At 71.3% G+C, this 16,857-nt stretch carries 15 protein-coding genes; 1 reads left to right on the forward strand and 14 read right to left on the reverse strand.

From position 1 onward, the window contains the following. Nucleotides 1–17: 17 nt before the first annotated feature. The 4 genes from OM076_RS25040 to rpoZ are packed head-to-tail and all read right to left on the reverse strand — an operon-like array spanning nt 18 to nt 3,594. Nucleotides 18–1,118: a DUF58 domain-containing protein gene (locus OM076_RS25040; RefSeq protein WP_270042829.1), complete on the reverse strand. Its 1,101-nt coding sequence runs from the start codon at nt 1,116–1,118 to the stop codon at nt 18–20. Between the two features lie 7 nt (nt 1,119–1,125). Continuing rightward, nucleotides 1,126–2,100 carry an AAA family ATPase gene (locus OM076_RS25045; protein WP_270042830.1) on the reverse strand — a complete coding sequence of 325 codons (975 nt, stop codon included), beginning with the start codon at nt 2,098–2,100 and terminating at the stop codon, nt 1,126–1,128. Beyond that, complete coding sequence (gene coaBC, locus OM076_RS25050) at nt 2,101–3,357, reverse strand: bifunctional phosphopantothenoylcysteine decarboxylase/phosphopantothenate--cysteine ligase CoaBC (protein ID WP_270042831.1); 1,257 nt, start codon at nt 3,355–3,357, stop codon at nt 2,101–2,103. 9 nt (nt 3,358–3,366) lie between these two features. Continuing rightward, nucleotides 3,367–3,594 carry a DNA-directed RNA polymerase subunit omega gene (rpoZ, locus tag OM076_RS25055; RefSeq protein WP_028065114.1) on the reverse strand — a complete coding sequence of 76 codons (228 nt, stop codon included), beginning with the start codon at nt 3,592–3,594 and terminating at the stop codon, nt 3,367–3,369. Nucleotides 3,595–3,618: 24 nt separating this feature from the next. Here rpoZ and OM076_RS25060 point away from each other — a divergent pair, with 24 nt between their 5' ends. Further along, the gene (locus tag OM076_RS25060) at nt 3,619–4,887 is read left to right on the forward strand and encodes a Vgb family protein (RefSeq protein ID WP_270042832.1); all 1,269 of its coding nucleotides are present in this window, start codon (nt 3,619–3,621) and stop codon (nt 4,885–4,887) included. 8 nt (nt 4,888–4,895) lie between these two features. On the opposite strand, the gene gmk is transcribed toward OM076_RS25060, so the two are convergent. The 10 genes from gmk to OM076_RS25110 form a co-directional block, all read right to left on the reverse strand. Continuing rightward, entirely contained in the window at nt 4,896–5,450 is a 555-nt protein-coding gene (gene gmk / locus OM076_RS25065) for a guanylate kinase (protein WP_270042833.1), read from the reverse strand. A gap of 7 nt (nt 5,451–5,457) precedes the next feature. Beyond that, nucleotides 5,458–6,045, reverse strand: a complete 588-nt coding sequence (mihF, locus tag OM076_RS25070) for an integration host factor, actinobacterial type (protein WP_270042834.1) — start codon at nt 6,043–6,045, stop codon at nt 5,458–5,460. Nucleotides 6,046–6,248: 203 nt separating this feature from the next. Beyond that, nucleotides 6,249–9,326 (reverse strand): carbamoyl-phosphate synthase large subunit, encoded by a 3,078-nt coding sequence (gene carB / locus OM076_RS25075; protein WP_270042835.1) that lies wholly within the window; start codon nt 9,324–9,326, stop codon nt 6,249–6,251. Continuing rightward, entirely contained in the window at nt 9,316–10,416 is a 1,101-nt protein-coding gene (gene carA / locus OM076_RS25080; protein WP_270042836.1) for a glutamine-hydrolyzing carbamoyl-phosphate synthase small subunit, read from the reverse strand. The genes carB and carA overlap by 11 nt, the downstream gene beginning before the upstream one ends. 85 nt (nt 10,417–10,501) lie before the next feature. Next, nucleotides 10,502–11,824 (reverse strand): dihydroorotase, encoded by a 1,323-nt coding sequence (locus tag OM076_RS25085; protein WP_270042837.1) that lies wholly within the window; start codon nt 11,822–11,824, stop codon nt 10,502–10,504. Between the two features lie 4 nt (nt 11,825–11,828). Further along, a complete protein-coding gene (locus tag OM076_RS25090) occupies nt 11,829–12,767 on the reverse strand; it encodes an aspartate carbamoyltransferase catalytic subunit (RefSeq protein WP_372518078.1) in 939 nt (312 codons plus the stop codon). After that, complete coding sequence (pyrR, locus tag OM076_RS25095) at nt 12,764–13,312, reverse strand: bifunctional pyr operon transcriptional regulator/uracil phosphoribosyltransferase PyrR (RefSeq protein ID WP_270042839.1); 549 nt, start codon at nt 13,310–13,312, stop codon at nt 12,764–12,766. Before pyrR ends, OM076_RS25090 begins: the two co-directional genes overlap by 4 nt. Nucleotides 13,313–13,375: 63 nt before the next feature. Next, nucleotides 13,376–14,320: a ribonuclease Z gene (gene rnz, locus OM076_RS25100; protein WP_270042840.1), complete on the reverse strand. Its 945-nt coding sequence runs from the start codon at nt 14,318–14,320 to the stop codon at nt 13,376–13,378. 89 nt (nt 14,321–14,409) lie between these two features. Next, nucleotides 14,410–16,164 carry a sensor histidine kinase gene (locus OM076_RS46310; RefSeq protein WP_270042841.1) on the reverse strand — a complete coding sequence of 585 codons (1,755 nt, stop codon included), beginning with the start codon at nt 16,162–16,164 and terminating at the stop codon, nt 14,410–14,412. Between the two features lie 46 nt (nt 16,165–16,210). Next, the gene (locus OM076_RS25110) at nt 16,211–16,855 is read right to left on the reverse strand and encodes a DUF7668 domain-containing protein (protein WP_270042842.1); all 645 of its coding nucleotides are present in this window, start codon (nt 16,853–16,855) and stop codon (nt 16,211–16,213) included. Nucleotides 16,856–16,857 lie beyond the last annotated feature (2 nt).

Consider the following 16,857-nt stretch of genomic DNA (forward strand, 5'->3'; position numbering starts at 1 on the left):
CCGCGGCACGCGCGGCATCACGCCGCGCCCTCCAGCGCCGCAACGGCGGCGGCGCCGGACGCGCGGCCGGAGACGTAGCCGTAACAGCCCGCGACCTCGAGCATCGAGCGGCGGCCGCCGATCTCCCCCGGCACGACCACGAGGCATCCGCCCGGGGTGCGGCCGAGCCCGCGCGGGGCACGGTCGACGGGGCGAGCGGCGACGTAGATCACGAGCCCGCGGCGGTTCTGCGCCGCGGCCAGCGACGGGCCGGCGGCATCGTCCATCAGCGCCATGCGCACGTGCAGCGCGGGCCAGGACAGCAGGTCGTGCTCGATCACGGACGCGCGCCGATCGCCCGGCATCAACAGCGAGCAGCCGGTCTTGCGGGCGAAGTGGATGGCGAGCGAGGACGCGGCGCGGACCGCGGCGTCCAGCGCCTCGGGCGACGCCGGCGCCCGTGGGTCCATGACGACCAGCGGCCGCGAGTCGGCTTCGGAGATCAGCTTGCGCTCCATCAACCCCGCGCCACGCGCGAACGACTGCCAGTGGATCCGCGAGGCGGGTGAGCCCTCGCGCCACGGGCGCAGGCCGTCGATCTCGGTCTCGGCGGCGGCGAGCAGCGAGGCGCGGGCGTGCGCGGGAGTCGCGTCTCCCCCACCCGCGGTCAGGTTGACCGGGTAGATCTTCGGCAGGACCAGGATCTCGTCCGTCGCCGGCCCGGCGATCACGCGCTGCGCCAGGCCGAACGGGTCACGCAACACGAGGGCGGGCGGCGGGAGCCGGCGGCGGCCGCGGCGGCCGAAGGTGACCTCGATCCGCACCCGCGCCTGGCGGCGCCCCGCGGGAAGGCGGACCGGCTCGGGGAGCAGCGGCTCGTCGATCCAGCCGGGCGGAAGCGGCAGCCGTCCGGCCTTCGCCGAGAGCTTGACCTGCAGCGGCTGGTCCTCGATCACCGAGCGCACGCTGATCTCGCGGCCGAGCTTCGCGCCCACGCCGCCGAGCCCGATCCACGCCGCGGCACCCGCGCCGAGCAGCAGCAGCGCGGCGCCGGTGACGTAGAGCGGCTCGGCGTCGAACGTGCCCGCGACGATCAGCAGCAGCAGGCCGAGCGCGGCGCACCCGATCGCGCTGCGCACTACACCCTCACAACGCTCGGACCGACGCGATCGCGTCCGCGACGATCTCCGAGCGCTGGACGCCCGCGGCCTCGGGGGCGAGCATCAGACGGTGGGAGAGGACCGCGTCGGCGAGCGCCTGGACGTCGTCGGGGAGCGCGTGGTCGCGGCCGTGCACGAGCGCGCGGGCCTTGGCCGCGCGCAGGAGCATCAGGCCGGCGCGCGGCGACGCGCCGAGCTCGACGCGGTCGTCCTCGCGCGTGCGCCGCAGCAGCGCCACGATGTAGTTGCGCAGGGCTTGCGACGCGTGGACGCGGTGGGCGGTCTCGACGGCGTCGACGATCTCCGCGCGAGTCGCGACGGGCTCGAGGTCGAGCACGCGGTCGCGGGACTCGTGGCCGAGCAGCATCCCGGCCTCGGCCTCCGCGTTCGGGTAGCCCATCGAGAGCCGGACCATGAAGCGGTCCACCTGCGCCTCGGGCAGCGGGTAGGTGCCCTCGTACTCGACCGGGTTCTGCGTCGCGAAGACCAGGAACGGGCGCGCGAGCTCGTGCGAGGTGGCGTCGACGGTGACGTTGCGCTCCTGCATGCACTCGAGCAGGCCGGATTGCGTCTTCGGTGACGCGCGGTTGACCTCGTCGACGATCACGACGTTGGCGAAGATCGGGCCCGGGCGGAACTCGAAGCGGCCTTCGCGCTGGTTGTAGATCTGCGAGCCGACGATGTCGGCCGGCAGCAGGTCGGCCGTGCACTGCACGCGTGCGAACGCGCAGTCGATCGAACGCGAGAGGGCCCGCGCCAGCGCGGTCTTGCCGACGCCCGGATAGTCCTCGACGAGGATGTGGCCCTCGGCCAGCATCGAGACGGTGACGTGCTCGAGCACCTCGTCCTTGACCTCGACGGCGCGGCGGATGTTCTCAGTGACGCGACGGGCGACCGCCACGGCGGTGTCGACCTCGGCCTGCGCGAGCCGCTCCGGGACGGCCTCCTCCAACGGTTCCATTCAGCGTCGAACCTTTATGTCGTTTGATGAACGGCGGCTCAAGACGGCGTCGAGGATCGCCGCCGCGACCACACCCTTGGACGCCTTCGGGACATGCCGCTCTTCGTCGGCCGTGACGATCCAGACTTCGTTATCGGTGGACTCGAAGCCGATTCCGGCTCCGCCGATGTCGTTAACGACGATCGCGTCGAGTTTCTTACGCGTGAGCTTCTCGCGTCCGTACGCGAGCGCGCCCGCGCCATGCTCCGCGGCGAAGCCGACGATCAGCTGGCCGGGACGGCGGCGCTCGGACAGTACGGACAGCACGTCAGTAGTACGCACGAGCGACAGGTTCAGTTCCGCGCCCGTCCGGTCCTTCTTGATCTTGCCCGCCTGGGCTTCGGCCGGGCGGTAGTCGGCGACGGCGGCCGCCATCAGCAGCACGTCGCAGGCGTCGAAGCGTGCGGCGCAGGCGTCGGCGAGCTCGGCGGCGCTGGTCACATCGACGTAAGCGATGCCCGGCGAACGCGGGATCGAGACGTTGGCCGCGACGACGGTGACGCTGGCGCCGCGCCGCTGTGCCTCCTCGGCGACCGCGAACCCCATGCGACCGGAGGAGCGGTTGCCGACGAAGCGCACGGAGTCGATCGCCTCGCGCGTCCCGCCCGCGGTCACGAGGACGTTCGCACCGTCGAGTTCGCCGCCCACTCGCAGGGCGTTTTCCACGGCCGCGAGCAGCTCCGGCGACTCGGGCAGCCGCCCGATCCCGAACTCCCCGGGAGAGCCGAGCGAGCCCGTTCCGGGCGTCAGGACCGTCACGCCGCGCTCGCGCAGGAGCGCGAGGTTCGCCTGGGTCGCCGCGTGCTCATACATCGCGTTGTTCATGGCCGGAGCGACGATCAGCGGTCGCCGGCATGCGAGCGCGGCCGCCGTCAGCAGGTTGTCGGCGGTGCCGTGGGCGAGCTTGGCGAGCGTCTGCGCCGTCGCCGGCGCGATCAGGTAGGCGTCTGCGTGCTCGACGAGCGCGAGGTGCGAGAGCGGCGCATGGTCAGGGAGCGGGTCGCCCGGGAAGACCCCGCGCAGCGGGTCCGGTTCCCATTCCGTGACGAGCACGGGCGCGCCGGTGATCCCGGCGAAGGACGCCTGTCCGACGAAGCGGGTGGCCGCCTCGGTCTGCACCACGCGCACGCTGTGGCCCGCCTTCAGCGCGAGGCGGGTGAACTCGAGCGCCTTGTAGGCCGCGATCCCGCCGCACACACCGAGAAGGATGCGCGGCACGGCGACGTACTAGCGGTAGCGGTACGCGACCTTGCCGGTCGCGACTTCCTCGAGCGCGATCGTCAGGTAGTTCTTGGAGGCCGTGTCGACCATCGGCGGCGGGAACTCCTCGAACGTGCCCTCACCGAGGTTGTGGTAGTACGAGTTGATCTGACGCGCGCGCTTGGCGGCGACGATCACGCTCGCGTACGGTGAGTCGACATGCTCGAGCAGGCGGTCTACGCGGGGAGAAATCACACAGTGAGTCTAGCTGCCGCAGTCATGTTCCTCGCAGGAACCGCCGCGACGGCGCATGCGGGGCCGCCCCCGTCACCGGTCGAGGTGGCGCACGTCGCCCTCGGCACGACGCTCGGCGCCGTGATCGCCGGGCCCGACGGCGGGGCGTGGGTGCGGATCCAGCGCCGCGACGGCGCGGCGATCGGGCGCGCGACGCCCGACCGGTCGTCGTTTCATACGGCCGCGGTCCAGGAGCCGCTGAGCGACGAGCGGGCCGCGCTCGGCCCGGACGGCCAGGCGTGGTTCGGGTCCGGCAGCGTCGTCGATCGCTCGGACGCCGCCGGGAAGGTCACCCGCGCCGACGTGGGCGAGACGCTCGGTGACGTCATGGCCGGCGGCCCTGACGGGACGCTGTGGGCGTTCGGCGACGGGACGCTCCAGCGCATCACTCCGCAGAACGTCCTGACCAGCGCGCCGCTGGCGCTGCCCGCCTGCCGCGAGCAGTCGCAGCCGCGCGACATGCAGCGCGCATCCGACGGTGCCGTCTGGGTCGCCGACTCGGGCTGCAGCCGGCTGCTGCGGATCACGCCCGACGGCGTGGCCCAGACGATCGCGCTGCGCGACGACGAGGCGCCGTTCGCGCTCGCCGCCGACAACGCCGGCGGGATGTGGTTCGCGCAGGTCGGCGTGCCGGTACGGATCGGCCACGTCGACGCCGGCGGGGCGGTCACCCGCCTGCGTGCGTCGTCGCGCTTCGGCGCGGTCACGGACATCGCCTTCGACACCCTCAACGACACGCCGTACCTGGCGTTCGGCCGCTGCGTGCTCGGCGTCGTCGCGCCCGACGGCACGGTGGGCTTCCGGCCGGCGCCGATCCCGGCGCGCCAGCTCGCCTTCACCTCGGGTGGGACGGCGTGGCTCGCCAGCGCCACACGGCTCGTGTACACGTCCTCCGGCGCCGTGCAGGGGACCTGCGACGACACGCCGCCCAAGGTGGGGCTGGCGCCGGCCTTTCGCCACAGCGTCACCCTCGCCCAGCTGCGTCACGGCTTCCGGATCCGCCTGCGTGAACCGGGCACCATCACCGCCACGCCGTTCTACGGCTCGGACGACGACGGCCAGTCGACGTTCAAGATCGTCCGCGCCGCCCACGGCGGGACGCTCACGTTCCGTCTGCCGCGGACGCGCATCCGCGGCTACGAGCGCGACCTGGCCGCCGGCCGCAAGCCCGAGTTCAGCCTCTACGTCGAGGCCACCGACCGCGACGGCAACGTGGCGACGGCGGGCGGCGGGGGCCGGCGTGTAACGGGGTAGCTCGGCCGTCAGGCGCTGGCGCGGACGATCTGCTCGAGCTGATCGGCGGCGTCGTCGAGGCGGTCGTTGTGGACCACGTGGGCGAACTCGTCGGACGCGGCGAGCTCCGCCTTGGCCACCTGAAGGCGCGCTTCGATCTGTTCAGGAGTGTCCGTGCCGCGCCCGATCAACCGAGTGCGCAAGGTCTCTTCCGAGGGCGGGGCGATGAAGATGCGAATGGCGTCAGGCATGGTGTCTGCGACCTGACGCGCGCCCTGGACCTCGATCTCCAGGACGACCGACGCGCCCTCCGCGGTCCGTTTGTCCAGCTCGGAGCGCAGCGTGCCGTAGCGGCGTCCCGAATACTCGGCGTGCTCGAGGAAGTCGCCCTCGATCACGCGCCGGTCGAACTCCACGTCGTCGAGGAAGTGGTAGTGCGTGCCGTGCTCCTCACCCGGGCGCGGGGCCCGGGTGGTGGCGGAGACGGCGAGCTCGAGCTCGGGGACGCGCTCGAGCAACGTGCGGATGAGCGTGCCCTTACCGACCCCGGAGGGGCCGGTGATGACGAAGACCTTCCCGGGCAAGTCGTGACTAGCGCCGCAGCATCGAGACGAGCTCGGTGCGCTGGCGCGGCGACAGCCCGCCGATGGTCTTCGACGGCGAGATGCGGCAGAGCTGCAAGACCTTGTTCACCTTCACGCGCCCGTACTTCGGCACCGCCAGCAGCAGGTCGAAGACCTTGGCGGAATGGACGTATTCAGGCGGCTCGAGCAAGAGATCGTGGATGCTGACCTTGCCGGCCTTTAGATCACGCTTGAGCGTGGCGCGCTTGGTCCTGATCTCGTTCGCGCGCTGGAGCGCCTCCATGCGCTGGACGAGGGAACGCTCAGGGGCAGCCGTGGTGGGCTTGGCGGGCGTCTTCGTCGCTGGCGGCATGGGCGGCGAGTCTACAGCGAACAGAGCCTCCGACAAGGGGCTGGGCAGGTAATTCACCTTGACCTGAAGTTGAGGTTCAATGCTTGACGGACAGGTTGACGATAAGCCCACGCTTTGCAGGCTTTTTGGACGCAAAATCCGGACACTGTTCGGTGTCCAGAGTGAAGGATTTTTGGCACTTTTCTCGGACGCGCGACAGACCAGCGAACCCTCGATCGGATGCATGCCCGCGACGACCATCATCTACGCCCGCACGTAGACCGTCAACGACGCGGCCGGGGCACTCTATCTGACCGATCCGGGTCTTGGGAACCCGAACGCGCCCCCTTTACGACAGAAACCTGTGCAAGGGTCTAGTCCAACGGTGATCGGGCCTGACGCGGCCGCCGGGTGTCACCGAATGCACGGTGAGCGGCGACCGCGTCAAAGCGACCTGACAGCGTTCGTCAGGCGTGGACTCCGCCGTTGGCGTGAAGTTCCTGCAAGGAGAGCACCGGCGGGTCGCCCATGCGCGCCGACGAGATCGCCCGCGCGGCCGCCATCCCGCCCGCGATCGTCGTGATGCACGGGACCCCCCGCGCGACCGCCGCGCGCCGGATCTCGTAGCCGTCCGAGCGCGCCGCGGTTCCGGTCGGCGTATTGACCACGAGGTCGACGTCGCCGCGATCGATCCAATCGACGACGTTGTTGCGGCCGTCCTGGATCTTGTTGATCGTCTCGACCGGGATCCCCATCCGCTTGATGGCGGCGGCCGTGCCGCGGGTGGCGACGATCTTGAAGCCGAGGTCGTGCAGCTGGCTGGCGATGCCCACGACGCCGGCCTTGTCGGCGTCGGTCACGGTCAGGAAGACGGTTCCCGCGTTGGGCAACCGCGTCCCGACCGCGGCCTGCGCCTTGGCGAACGCGGTAGGGAAGTCGGCGGCGACGCCCATCACCTCGCCCGTGGAGCGCATCTCCGGACCGAGCAGGGCGTCGGTACCGGAGAAGCGGTCGAACGGCAGCACGGCCTCCTTGACCGAGACGTGCTTGATGCCGTCCCAGCCGCCGCCCTCGGGCAGCCCCAGAGACGCCAGCTTCTCCCCCAGCATCACCCGGCAGGCGAGCTTGGCCAGCGGGAGCCCGGTGGCCTTGGAGACGAACGGGACCGTCCGCGAGGCGCGCGGATTGGCCTCGATGACGTACAGGTCCTCGCCGTAGACGCCGTACTGGATGTTGATCAGCCCGACGACGCCGAGGGCGAGCGCGAGGTCGCGCGTCGCCTGCCCGATCTCGGTGAGCATCTCGACCCCGAGCGAGTGCGGCGGCAGGACGCAGGCCGAGTCGCCGGAGTGAATCCCGGCCTCCTCGACGTGCTGCATGATCCCGCCCACCCACACGTCCTCGCCGTCGCAGATCGCGTCGACGTCGACCTCGATCGCGTTCTCGAGGAAGCGGTCGAGGAAGATCTCGCCTTGCGGCTTCACGCGGGCGAAGTAGTCGGCGAGCATCGCGTCGTCGTAGGCGAGCTCCATCGAGCGCCCGCCGAGCACGTAGCTCGGGCGCACGAGCAGCGGATAGCCGACGCTCGGGGCGGCGGCCAGCGCCTCCTCGGGCGAGTTGGCCAGCGCGAACGGCGGCGCCTTGAGGTTCAGGCGCTCCAGCAGCGCGCCGAAGCGGCCGCGGTCCTCGGCGAGGTCGATCGCCTCCGGCTGCGTGCCGAGCAGGGTCACGCCGGCGGCCTCGAGGCCGGCGGCGAGCCGCAGCGGCGTCTGGCCGCCGAAGGAGACGATCACGCCCTCGGGCTGCTCGACCTCGACGATCGCCAGCACGTCCTCGAGCGTCAGGGGCTCGAAGTACAGCCGGTCCGACGTGTCGTAGTCGGTCGAGACGGTCTCGGGGTTGCAGTTGACCATCACGGCGTCGCGGCCGGACTCGCGGACGGTCATCGCCGCGTGGACGCAGCAGTAGTCGAACTCGATGCCCTGCCCGATCCGGTTCGGGCCCGAGCCGAGGATCATCACGCTCGGCTTGTCGCCGCGGCGCACCTCGGACTCGCCGCCGTTCTTCTCCCAGGCGGAGTAGTAGTACGGCGTCTCGGCCTCGAACTCGGCCGCGCAGGTGTCGACGGCCTTGTAGGTGCGCACGCCGTCGAAGGCGTCGTCGAGCTGGCGCAGCTCGCGCAGGTACCAGGGGTCGATCCCGGTCCGGGCGCGCAGCTCGCCGTCGCTGACGCCGCGGCGCTGCAGCTCGAGGATCAGGTCGTAGCGGTCCGCCCCGGGGGACTCCAGGCGGGTGAGCAGCTCCTCGTCGGGACCGGTGACCGACGGCAGCGCGTCGAGCTCGCGCGAGCGCAGCGCCTTGCCGAAGGCCTGGCCGAAGCTGCGGCCGATCGCCATCACCTCGCCCACCGACTTCATGTGGGTGGAGAGCGTGGCGTCGACGCCGGGGAACTTCTCGAACGCGAACCGCGGCCACTTGACGACCACGTAGTCCAGCGTCGGCTCAAAGCTCGCGGGCGTCGCGCGGGTGATGTCGTTGGGGATCTCGTCGAGCGTGTATCCGACCGCGAGGCGGGCGGCGATCTTGGCGATCGGGAAGCCCGTCGCCTTGGAGGCGAGCGCGCTCGACCGCGACACGCGCGGGTTCATCTCGATGACGATGATCTCGTCGGTGGCCGGGTTGACCGCGAACTGGACGTTCGAGCCGCCCGTCTCCACCCCCACCGCGCGGATCACGGCGATCGCCTGGTCGCGCAGCTTCTGGTAGGTGCGGTCGGTCAGCGTCTGCTGCGGGGCGACGGTGACGCTGTCGCCGGTGTGCACGCCCATCGGGTCGATGTTCTCGATCGAGCAGACGATCACGACGTTGTCGGCGTGGTCGCGCATGACCTCGAGCTCGAACTCGCCCCAGCCGAGGATCGACTCGTCGATCAGGATCTGGCCGATCGGCGACGCCGCCAGGCCCTGCGCGACGATCCGCTCGAAGTCGGCGACGCTGCGGGCGATGCCGCCGCCGCGCCCGCCGAGTGTGAACGCCGGGCGGATGATCAGCGGCAGGCCGAAGTCCGCCAGCGCGCTGTGCGCCTCGTCGTAGGAGGTGGCGATCGTGTTGCGCGCGGTCCGCAGACCGGCGGCCTGCATCGTCGCGTCGAACTGCTCGCGGTCCTCGGCGCGGTTGATCGCCTCGTAGTTGGCGCCGATCAGCTCGACGCCGAACTCGGCCAGCGTGCCGTCCTCGTGCAGCGTCTTGGCCAGGTTCAGCGCGGTCTGGCCGCCGAGCGTCGGCAGCAGCGCGTCGGGGCGCTCGCGCTCGATCACCTGGCGCACCGGGCCCGGGAGCAGCGGCTCGACGTAGGTCGCCGTGGCGAACTCCGGGTCGGTCATGATCGTCGCCGGGTTGGAGTTCACGAGCACGACCTCGTAGCCCTCCTCGAGCAGGACCTTGCAGGCCTGCGCGCCGGAGTAGTCGAACTCGGCGGCCTGGCCGATGACGATCGGGCCGGAGCCGAGGACGAGGATCTTGTGGAGGTCGTCTCTACGCGGCATGGGTCGCGAACAGGTCGATGAACTCGTCGAAGAGGCCGAGGGAGTCGTTGGGGCCGGGGCCCGCCTCGGGGTGGTACTGGACGCAGCCGGCGGGGACGTCGAGCAGGCGGATTCCCTCGATCGTGTTGTCGTAGAGGTTCACGTGGGTGAGCTGCGCCGCGCCGAGGTCGGACTCGATGATCTCCCCCGGCGTTCCGGCGACCGCGAAGCCGTGGTTCTGGCTGGTGATCGCGATCCGGCCGGTTCTGAGGTCCTTGACCGGGTGGTTGGCGCCACGGTGGCCGAAGGGCAGCTTGTAGGTGTCAAGCCCGGCGGCGCGGCTGAGCAGCTGGTGGCCGAGGCAGATGCCGAACACCGGCTTGGTCGTCAGCAGCGTCTTGATGTTCTCCACGATGTAGTCCAGCGCGGCGGGGTCGCCGGGGCCGGGCACGAGGAAGAAGCCGTCGGGGTCGCGGGCCAGCAGCTCCTCGGCCGTGCTGGTGCACGGGAGGATCTCGAGCGTCGCGCCGCGGGAGGTGAAGTTCCGGATGATCGAGCGCTTGATCCCGGTGTCCAGGGCGACGATCCGCGGACCGTCGCCTTCGCCCGCGTACACGCGGGGCGCGGCGATCGTCACCTCGCGGGCGAGGTCGCGGCCGACCATGCTCGGCTCGGCGTCGATCCGCTCGCGGGCCTCCTTCTCACCGACGTCCGCGGAGAAGATGCCGCCGCGCATGGCGCCGGCGGAGCGGATGTGGCGGACGAGCGCGCGGGTGTCGACGCCGCTGATGCCCGGAATGCCGTGCTCGCGCAGCCAGCTCAGCCAGCCCTGGTCCGCACCGGGCGCGCCGTCGTAGTCGGTGGCGGAGCGCATGATCGCGCCCGCGGCGTGGATGAAGTCGGACTCCATCGCGGCCTCGGAGACGCCGTAGTTGCCGACGTGCGCGGTCGTGAAGGTGATCAGCTGGCGGGCGAAGCTCGGGTCGGTCATCGACTCCTGGTAGCCCGACATGCCGGTCGTGAAGACGACCTCCCCGGTGACCGAGCCGTGCGCGCCGACGGCGTCGCCGTCGAAACGCGTGCCGTCCTCCAGTAGGACGTAGGCGCTCATGAGGTGGCCTCCACGGAAGACAGTGGCCTGCGGCGGCGAGCCGCTAGGCGAGGTGCCGCAAGCGCATGCGAGCGCGTAGCGCGAGTCATGCGCCGACGACCGTGAAGTTGCGCTCGCGGAACACGATGCCGCCCGCGGCGATCGTGGTGATGACCTTGCCGGAGAGCGTGCGGCCGGCGAAGCAGCAGTTCTCAGAGCGCGACTCGTAGCCCGCCTCGCCCACCTCCCACTCCGCCTCGAGGTCGATCAGGACCAGATCCGCCGGCTTGCCGACCTCGATCTTCGGTGTCGGCAGGTCCATCAGCGCCGCGCCCGCGCTCAGCTTCTGGACGACGAGCGCCAGCGGCAGGACGCCGGGCTTGACGAGCTCGGTGTAGACCGCGGCGAACGCGGTCTCCAGGCCGGTCGTGCCCATCGGCGCCTGCTCGAACGGCACCTCCTTCTCCTCGCGCGCGTGCGGCGCGTGGTCGGTGGCGATGCAGTCGATCGTGCCGGTCCGCAGGCCGTCGATCAGCGCCTGGCGGTCGTCCTCGGAGCGCAGCGGCGGGTTCATCTTCAGCCGCGTGTCGAGCTTCTCCAGCAGCGCGTCCTCGGTCAGCGTGAGGTGGTGCGGGCTCGCCTCGCAGGTGATCTTCACGCCACGCGCCTTGGCCTCCGCGATCGCTTCGACCGACTCGCGGGCGCTGAGGTGCTGGATGTGGATGCGGCCGTTCTCGTAGCGGGCGATCGCGGCGTCGCGGGCGATCATCGTCGACTCGCTGATGCTCGGGATGCCGGCCAGGCCCAGCCGCGCGGACACCTCGCCCTCGTGCATGACTCCGTTGCCCGAGAGCGTCATGTCCTCCTCGTGCAGGGCGATGATCCCGCCCACGAGCTTCTGGTACTGCAGGGCCTTGCGCAGCAGCCCGGCGCGGTAGACGGGCTTGCCGTCGTCGGTGAACCCGAGCGCGCCGGCCGCCTTGAGCTCGGCCATCTCGGTCAGCGCGTCGCCCTGCAGGCCGGTCGTGACGCTGGCCATGAAGCCGACCGGGACGCGGGCCTCGCGCCGCGCGGCCTCGCGCAGGGAGCCGAGGATCGGGGCGGAGTCGACGGTCGGGCTCGTGTTGGGCATCGCCACGATGGCGACGAAGCCGCCGGCGGCCGCCGAGCGCGTGCCGGTCTCGAGGTCCTCCTTGTGCTCCTGCCCGGGGACGCGCAGGTGCACGTGCGGGTCGACGAAGCCCGGGAAGACGTGCTTGCCCGCGCCGTCGACGATCTCGCCGTCGAACTGCAGGTCGGTGCCGAGCTCGGCGATCTTGCCGTCGCGGACCAGGACGTCGAGCTTGGCGTCGATCCCGGTGCGCGGATCGAGCACGTGGGCGCCCTTGATCAGGACGTCGGCGGGTGGAGTGGGTCGGTGGTCGAGCATGAAATTAAGCGGGCACCGGAGCGGTTGAGAGGGCGGGCTGCGGCGCGCTTCGGCCTGCGAGCAGCTCGTAGAGGACAGCCATGCGGACGACGACGCCGGCTTCGACCTGCTGGCCGATCACGGCCTGCGGCGAGTCGATGACCTCGGCGGCGAGCTCGACCCCGCGATTCACGGGGCCCGGATGCATCAGGACCTGGCGGGCGGTGAGCCGGCGGCCGTTGATCTGGTACTGCGCCGCGTACTCGCGCAGGCTGGGCACGAAGGAGTCGTTCATGCGCTCGTTCTGCATCCGCAGCGCGTAGACGACGTCGGCCTGGGCGAGGTCGTCGAGGTTGTAGGCGACGTCGCAGAGCGCCTCCATCCCGCGCGGGATCAGCGTCGGCGGGCCGCAGACCGTGACCTTGGCGCCCATCTTGGTGAAGGCGTGGATGTTCGAGCGCGCGACGCGGCTGTGCAGGACGTCGCCGACGATCCAGATGTCCAGGCCCTCGAGGCTGCCGAGGCGTTCGCGCAGCGTGTAGACGTCCAGCAGCGCCTGCGTCGGGTGCTCGTGCTTGCCGTCGCCGGCGTTGACCACCCCGGCGGTCGTCCAGCCCGCGACCAGCGCGGCGGCGCCGACGTGGGGCGAGCGGATGACGATCAGGTCCGGGCGGTAGGCGCTGAGCGTCTGGACGGTGTCCTTGAGCGACTCGCCCTTCTCGACGCTCGACCCGCTCGAGACGAAGTTGATGACGTCGGCGCTGAGCGACTTCGCCGCCAGCTCGAAGGAGCTGCGGGTGCGCGTGGACGCTTCGTAGAAGAGGTTCAGCACCCGCCGCCCGCGCAGCGCCGGGACCTTCTTGATCTCGCGCTCGGAGACCTCGGTGAAGGTCTTGGCGCGATCCAGGATGCGCTCGATGCCGGCTCGGTCCAGGTCTTCGATCGACAGCAGATGCCGCATCAGGTGTACGCCTCCTCGAGCTCCGTGATGATGACCTCGTCCGTGCCGTCGACCTCGCGCACGCGGACGTTGACGCGCTCCGAGCGCGCGGTGGGAAGGTTCTTGCCGACGTAGTCGGGGCGGATCGGCAGCTCGCGGTGGCCGCGGTCGGCGAGCACGGCGAGCTGGACCCGGGCCGGCCGTCCGTAGTCGAAGAGCGCCTCGATCGCCGCCCGGACGGTGCGGCCGGTGTAGAGCACGTCGTCGACGAGGACCACGGTGTAGTCCTCGAGGCGGAAGCTCAGGTTCGTGGCGTGGACCGCCGGGTCCACCGCGCGCTTGGAGATGTCGTCGCGGTAGAAGGCGATGTCGATGTCCCCGAGCGGGACCTCGGTGTCCAGCAGGTCGCAGACGAGCTGGTGCAGGCGGGTGGCGAGGTGGGCGCCGCGCCGGTGGATGCCCACGAGGGCGACGGGCCGGCCACTGTTCTTCTCCACCACCTCATGCGCGATGCGCACGAGTGTGCGGCGGATGTCGTCCTCGTCGAGGACGACCTTCGGTTCTGACACGTGGTTCCTTCCTGGCCTCTCGGGACCGGGTTAAAGGGACTTGACCCGTGTTCTAGCAGGGCGTCAGGACGACGCGGGCTCCAGGTCGGTCTTCACCAGGTGCGGTTCGCCGCGCTCGGGGAACGGGAGCTCGATCGAGTCGAAGTCGCGCGGGACGACCGTGTTCTCGAAGATCTCCCTGGCCTCCTGGCGGACCTCGCGCGGGAAGTAGCGCGTCGAGAGGTGGGTCAGCGCGAGCAGCTTGACGCCCGCGTCCGCGGCGGTGCGGGCGGCCTGAGCGGCGGTCGAGTGGCCGGTCTCTCGCGCGCGCGCCTTGTCCTGCTCCAGGAACGTGGCCTCGTGCACCAGCAGATCGGCGTTGTGGGCGTAGACCTCGACGGACTGGACCGGGGACGTGTCGCCGGTGTAGACGATCCGGCGGCCGGGCCGGTCCTCCCCCACCACCTGCTCGGGCGTGACGCCGTCGACGGTCTCGCCGCGCTGCAGGCGGCCGAAGTCCGGCCCCTCGGTGATGCCGAGCGCGCGGGCGGTCTCGACGTCGAAGCGCCCCGGCCGGTCGTCCTCGATGAAGGCGTAGCCGTAGGCCTCGATCCGGTGGCTGACCGGGAACGACGCGATCACGAAGTCGTTGAAGCCGACCTCCTCGTGCTGCTCGAGCTCGATGATCTCCAGCGGGTAGTTCGTGCGGCCGATGATCGGCTTGAGCACCTGCTGGTAGAGCGCCTTCAGGCCGGGCGGGCCGAAGACGTCCAGCGGCCGGTCACGGTCGCGCATGTCGAACGTCTTGATCATTCCCGGCAGCCCGAGCCAGTGGTCCAGGTGCAGGTGGGTGATGAAGATCGCGTCGACGTCGGGCAGCCCGATGCTCTTGAGCAGCTGATGCTGCGTGCCCTCGCCGCAGTCGAGCAGGATCCGCTCTCCGCCGGCACGGAGCAGAAGCGCGGGCAGGCCGCGCTTCGGCGTCGGAACGGAGCCGGCGGTGCCGGCGAAGAAGAGCGACAGGTCCATTCGGACCCGCGAGGCTAGCGCGCCGTCGCCGGGGCTCGGCGCTGCTTGCGAGGCCTGCACGGCGGTCAGCCGCACGCTCCCGGCTGCCCTTACCCGCAGGGGATGAGCGCACGAACCACGGTGCCGCGGGCGACTTCCGACTCGACCTCGAGGCGTCCATCCAACGCGGCGACGCGGTCGGCCAGGCCGCGGAGGCCGGAGCCGTTGCCGGGATCGGCGCCGCCGATGCCGTCGTCGGCGACCTCGACCACCAGGCGCCCGTCGTCGCGCCGGATGTCCACCCGCGCGAACGTCGCGTGGGCGTAGCGGACGACGTTGGTGATCGCCTCGGCGACGACGAAGTACGCCGCGGCCTCGACCGGTTCAGGCAGGCGCTCCTGCGGCGCGGCGACGATCTCGACCGGCAGCGGCATCCGCTGGGCGAGCGCCTCCACCGCGGAACTCAGACCGCGGTCAGACAACACCGCGGGATGGATGCCGCGGGCGAGGTCGCGCAGCTCCCGGATCGCCGCGTCGAGGTCGCTCGCGGCGGTCTCCAGGAGCGTCTTCGCCGCACCCGGGTCGTTGTCGATCCGCCGGCGCGCGACCTGCAGCGAGAGCGACAACGCCACCAGCCGCTGCTGCGCCCCGTCGTGGAGGTCGCGCTCGATCCGGCGGCGGGCGGCGTCGGCGCTCTCGACGATCCGGGCGCGCGACGCCTGCAGCTCCTTGACCTTGGCGTGCAACTCGGCGGCGAGCCGCTCGTTCTCCAGCGCCAGCGCCGCGGCGCCCACGACGGCCTGGACGAGCTCGCGCTCCTCCGCCACCGAGGCGTCATGCACGAGCATCGCGACCTGCTCGGAGTCGCGCTCCACCGGCGTGCACGCGCGTCCGCCACCCGGCCGCGGCAGCGTGATCGTCCCGCCGGTGGCGTCCACCCAGTCCTCGCGCTCGGGGAGCCAGTAGGCGAGCGTCAGCGACGGGTCGCCCAAAGCGCTCGCCAGCGCGTCGCGCAGGCTGCCGTGGACGCCCCCGCCGCCGAGCCGGGCGACGAGGTCGCTGACCGCCGTCGCCCCCGCGACCCGGCTGCGCAGCAGCCCCGCCAGGAAGGCGAACGGGACGGTGGCGAGCGCGATCACCCGCGCGCGTTCGAGCGTCTCCTGGGTCCCCGTCGCCACGTCGAGCGCGCCGAGCACCGACCACACCGCGTAGAGCGCGAGCACGAGGCCGCCGCTCGCGTAGACGAGCGTCAGCGCGCGGCGCTGCGGCCGCGTCGCCCGCCGCCAGCGGGTCCAGACGATCACGATCAGCAGCGCGATCAGGACCGCCACCAGCGCCAGCCGCGCCCGCGAGAGCACGTCGAAGAGACCCGGCTTCTCGGCGATCAGCAGCGGGTTCGCGGGCAGGCCGAAGTTCGCGGTCTGCTCGAAGACCAGGCAGATCCACCACCCCACCGTCGCGAGCAGATACGACGCGCCCGCCAGCGCGATCTCCCACCGCGCCCGCAACCGCCCCGACGGGAACGCCAGCAGGATGTGGAAGAGGATCGCGTACGGCACCGCGATCACGACCAGGCCGGCGATGAACGGCCAGGAATCGGTGCTGACGATCAGCCCCGACAGGCAGTAGGTGAAGCCGACCGCGACGAGCAGTGCCCCGAAGCGGTTCTCCGGCCGGCGCTGCCAGGCCAGCAGCCCGGTGCCGATCGAGGCGCCGCCGATCACCGGCCCGAACACCGCGATCAGGTCGCGATGGTGCCCGCCGACGCTGTGGATCGCGAGCGCCAACGGGACGACACAGGCGACGACGCCGAAGGCGGCGAGTCCGATCAGCAGCCGCCGCGGAGCTGACGGTTCAGTCGACACGGCGCGGCTCACCCTAGCGACGGGTGTGCCGCGCGAGATGGGTTACCTACGGCAGGATGTCGTTGACCGACACGAGGAAGCGGCCGTCGGCGGTCAGCGCCATCTCCCCCTCGATGTGCAGTCGCGCGGGGCCCTGCTCGGTCCAGAGGTCGAGGAAGTACGCCCAGCCGTCGTCGCCCGGCTCCTCGGAGCGGCTGAGGACCTCGATGCCGTAGTGCTCCCGGGGCGGCGGCACGAGCGCCTCGGGCCAGTCGTCCTCGACTCGGCGCTGGAGGTCCTCGATCGCGAGCTCCTCGCCGGAGAGGTCGTGCAGCTCTTCGTACTCGCCGTCGACGACGAGCTCGACGATCTTCTCGAGCGCTTCGTACATGCCGTCGGGCATCAGCTCGAGCGTCGGGGGGAGCGGCGCGTGGAAGTCGATCGCCAGCTCCGGCGACAGGTCCAGCCGGTTGTAGAAGTAGTCCTCGGCGGCCGCGCGGGCCTGGCCGCGGATCGCCTTCGGGATGCCGGCCGCGCTCAGGCCGATCATGGCGGCGCGCATCGCGTCGCTCAGCGTCCCGTGGGGCTCGGCGAGCTGCGCGGTCACCGCGCGCCCCTGCTCGGTCAGCTGCGCGACCGAGGGACCGTCCATGAGGATGGCGGGCGCGTCGTGGCGGTTGTACCCCGGCAGCGCGCGCACCGCCGAGTGCATGA

It is taken from the genome of Solirubrobacter ginsenosidimutans, assembly GCF_027587205.1.

What these genes read in the sequence shown, in the direction of transcription:
- OM076_RS25045 (WP_270042830.1), bottom strand. Translation starts at nt 2,100, where the DNA reads ATGGAACCGTTGGAGGAGGCCGTCCCGGAGCGGCTCGCGCAGGCCGAG.
- OM076_RS25060 (WP_270042832.1), top strand. Translation starts at nt 3,619, where the DNA reads ATGTTCCTCGCAGGAACCGCCGCGACGGCGCATGCGGGGCCGCCCCCG.
- mihF (WP_270042834.1), bottom strand. Translation starts at nt 6,045, where the DNA reads ATGATGGTCGTCGCGGGCATGCATCCGATCGAGGGTTCGCTGGTCTGT.
- carB (WP_270042835.1), bottom strand. Translation starts at nt 9,326, where the DNA reads ATGCCGCGTAGAGACGACCTCCACAAGATCCTCGTCCTCGGCTCCGGC.
- carA (WP_270042836.1), bottom strand. Translation starts at nt 10,416, where the DNA reads ATGAGCGCCTACGTCCTACTGGAGGACGGCACGCGTTTCGACGGCGAC.
- OM076_RS25085 (WP_270042837.1), bottom strand. Translation starts at nt 11,824, where the DNA reads ATGCTCGACCACCGACCCACTCCACCCGCCGACGTCCTGATCAAGGGC.
- rnz (WP_270042840.1), bottom strand. Translation starts at nt 14,320, where the DNA reads ATGGACCTGTCGCTCTTCTTCGCCGGCACCGCCGGCTCCGTTCCGACG.
- OM076_RS25110 (WP_270042842.1), bottom strand. Translation starts at nt 16,855, where the DNA reads ATGCACTCGGCGGTGCGCGCGCTGCCGGGGTACAACCGCCACGACGCG.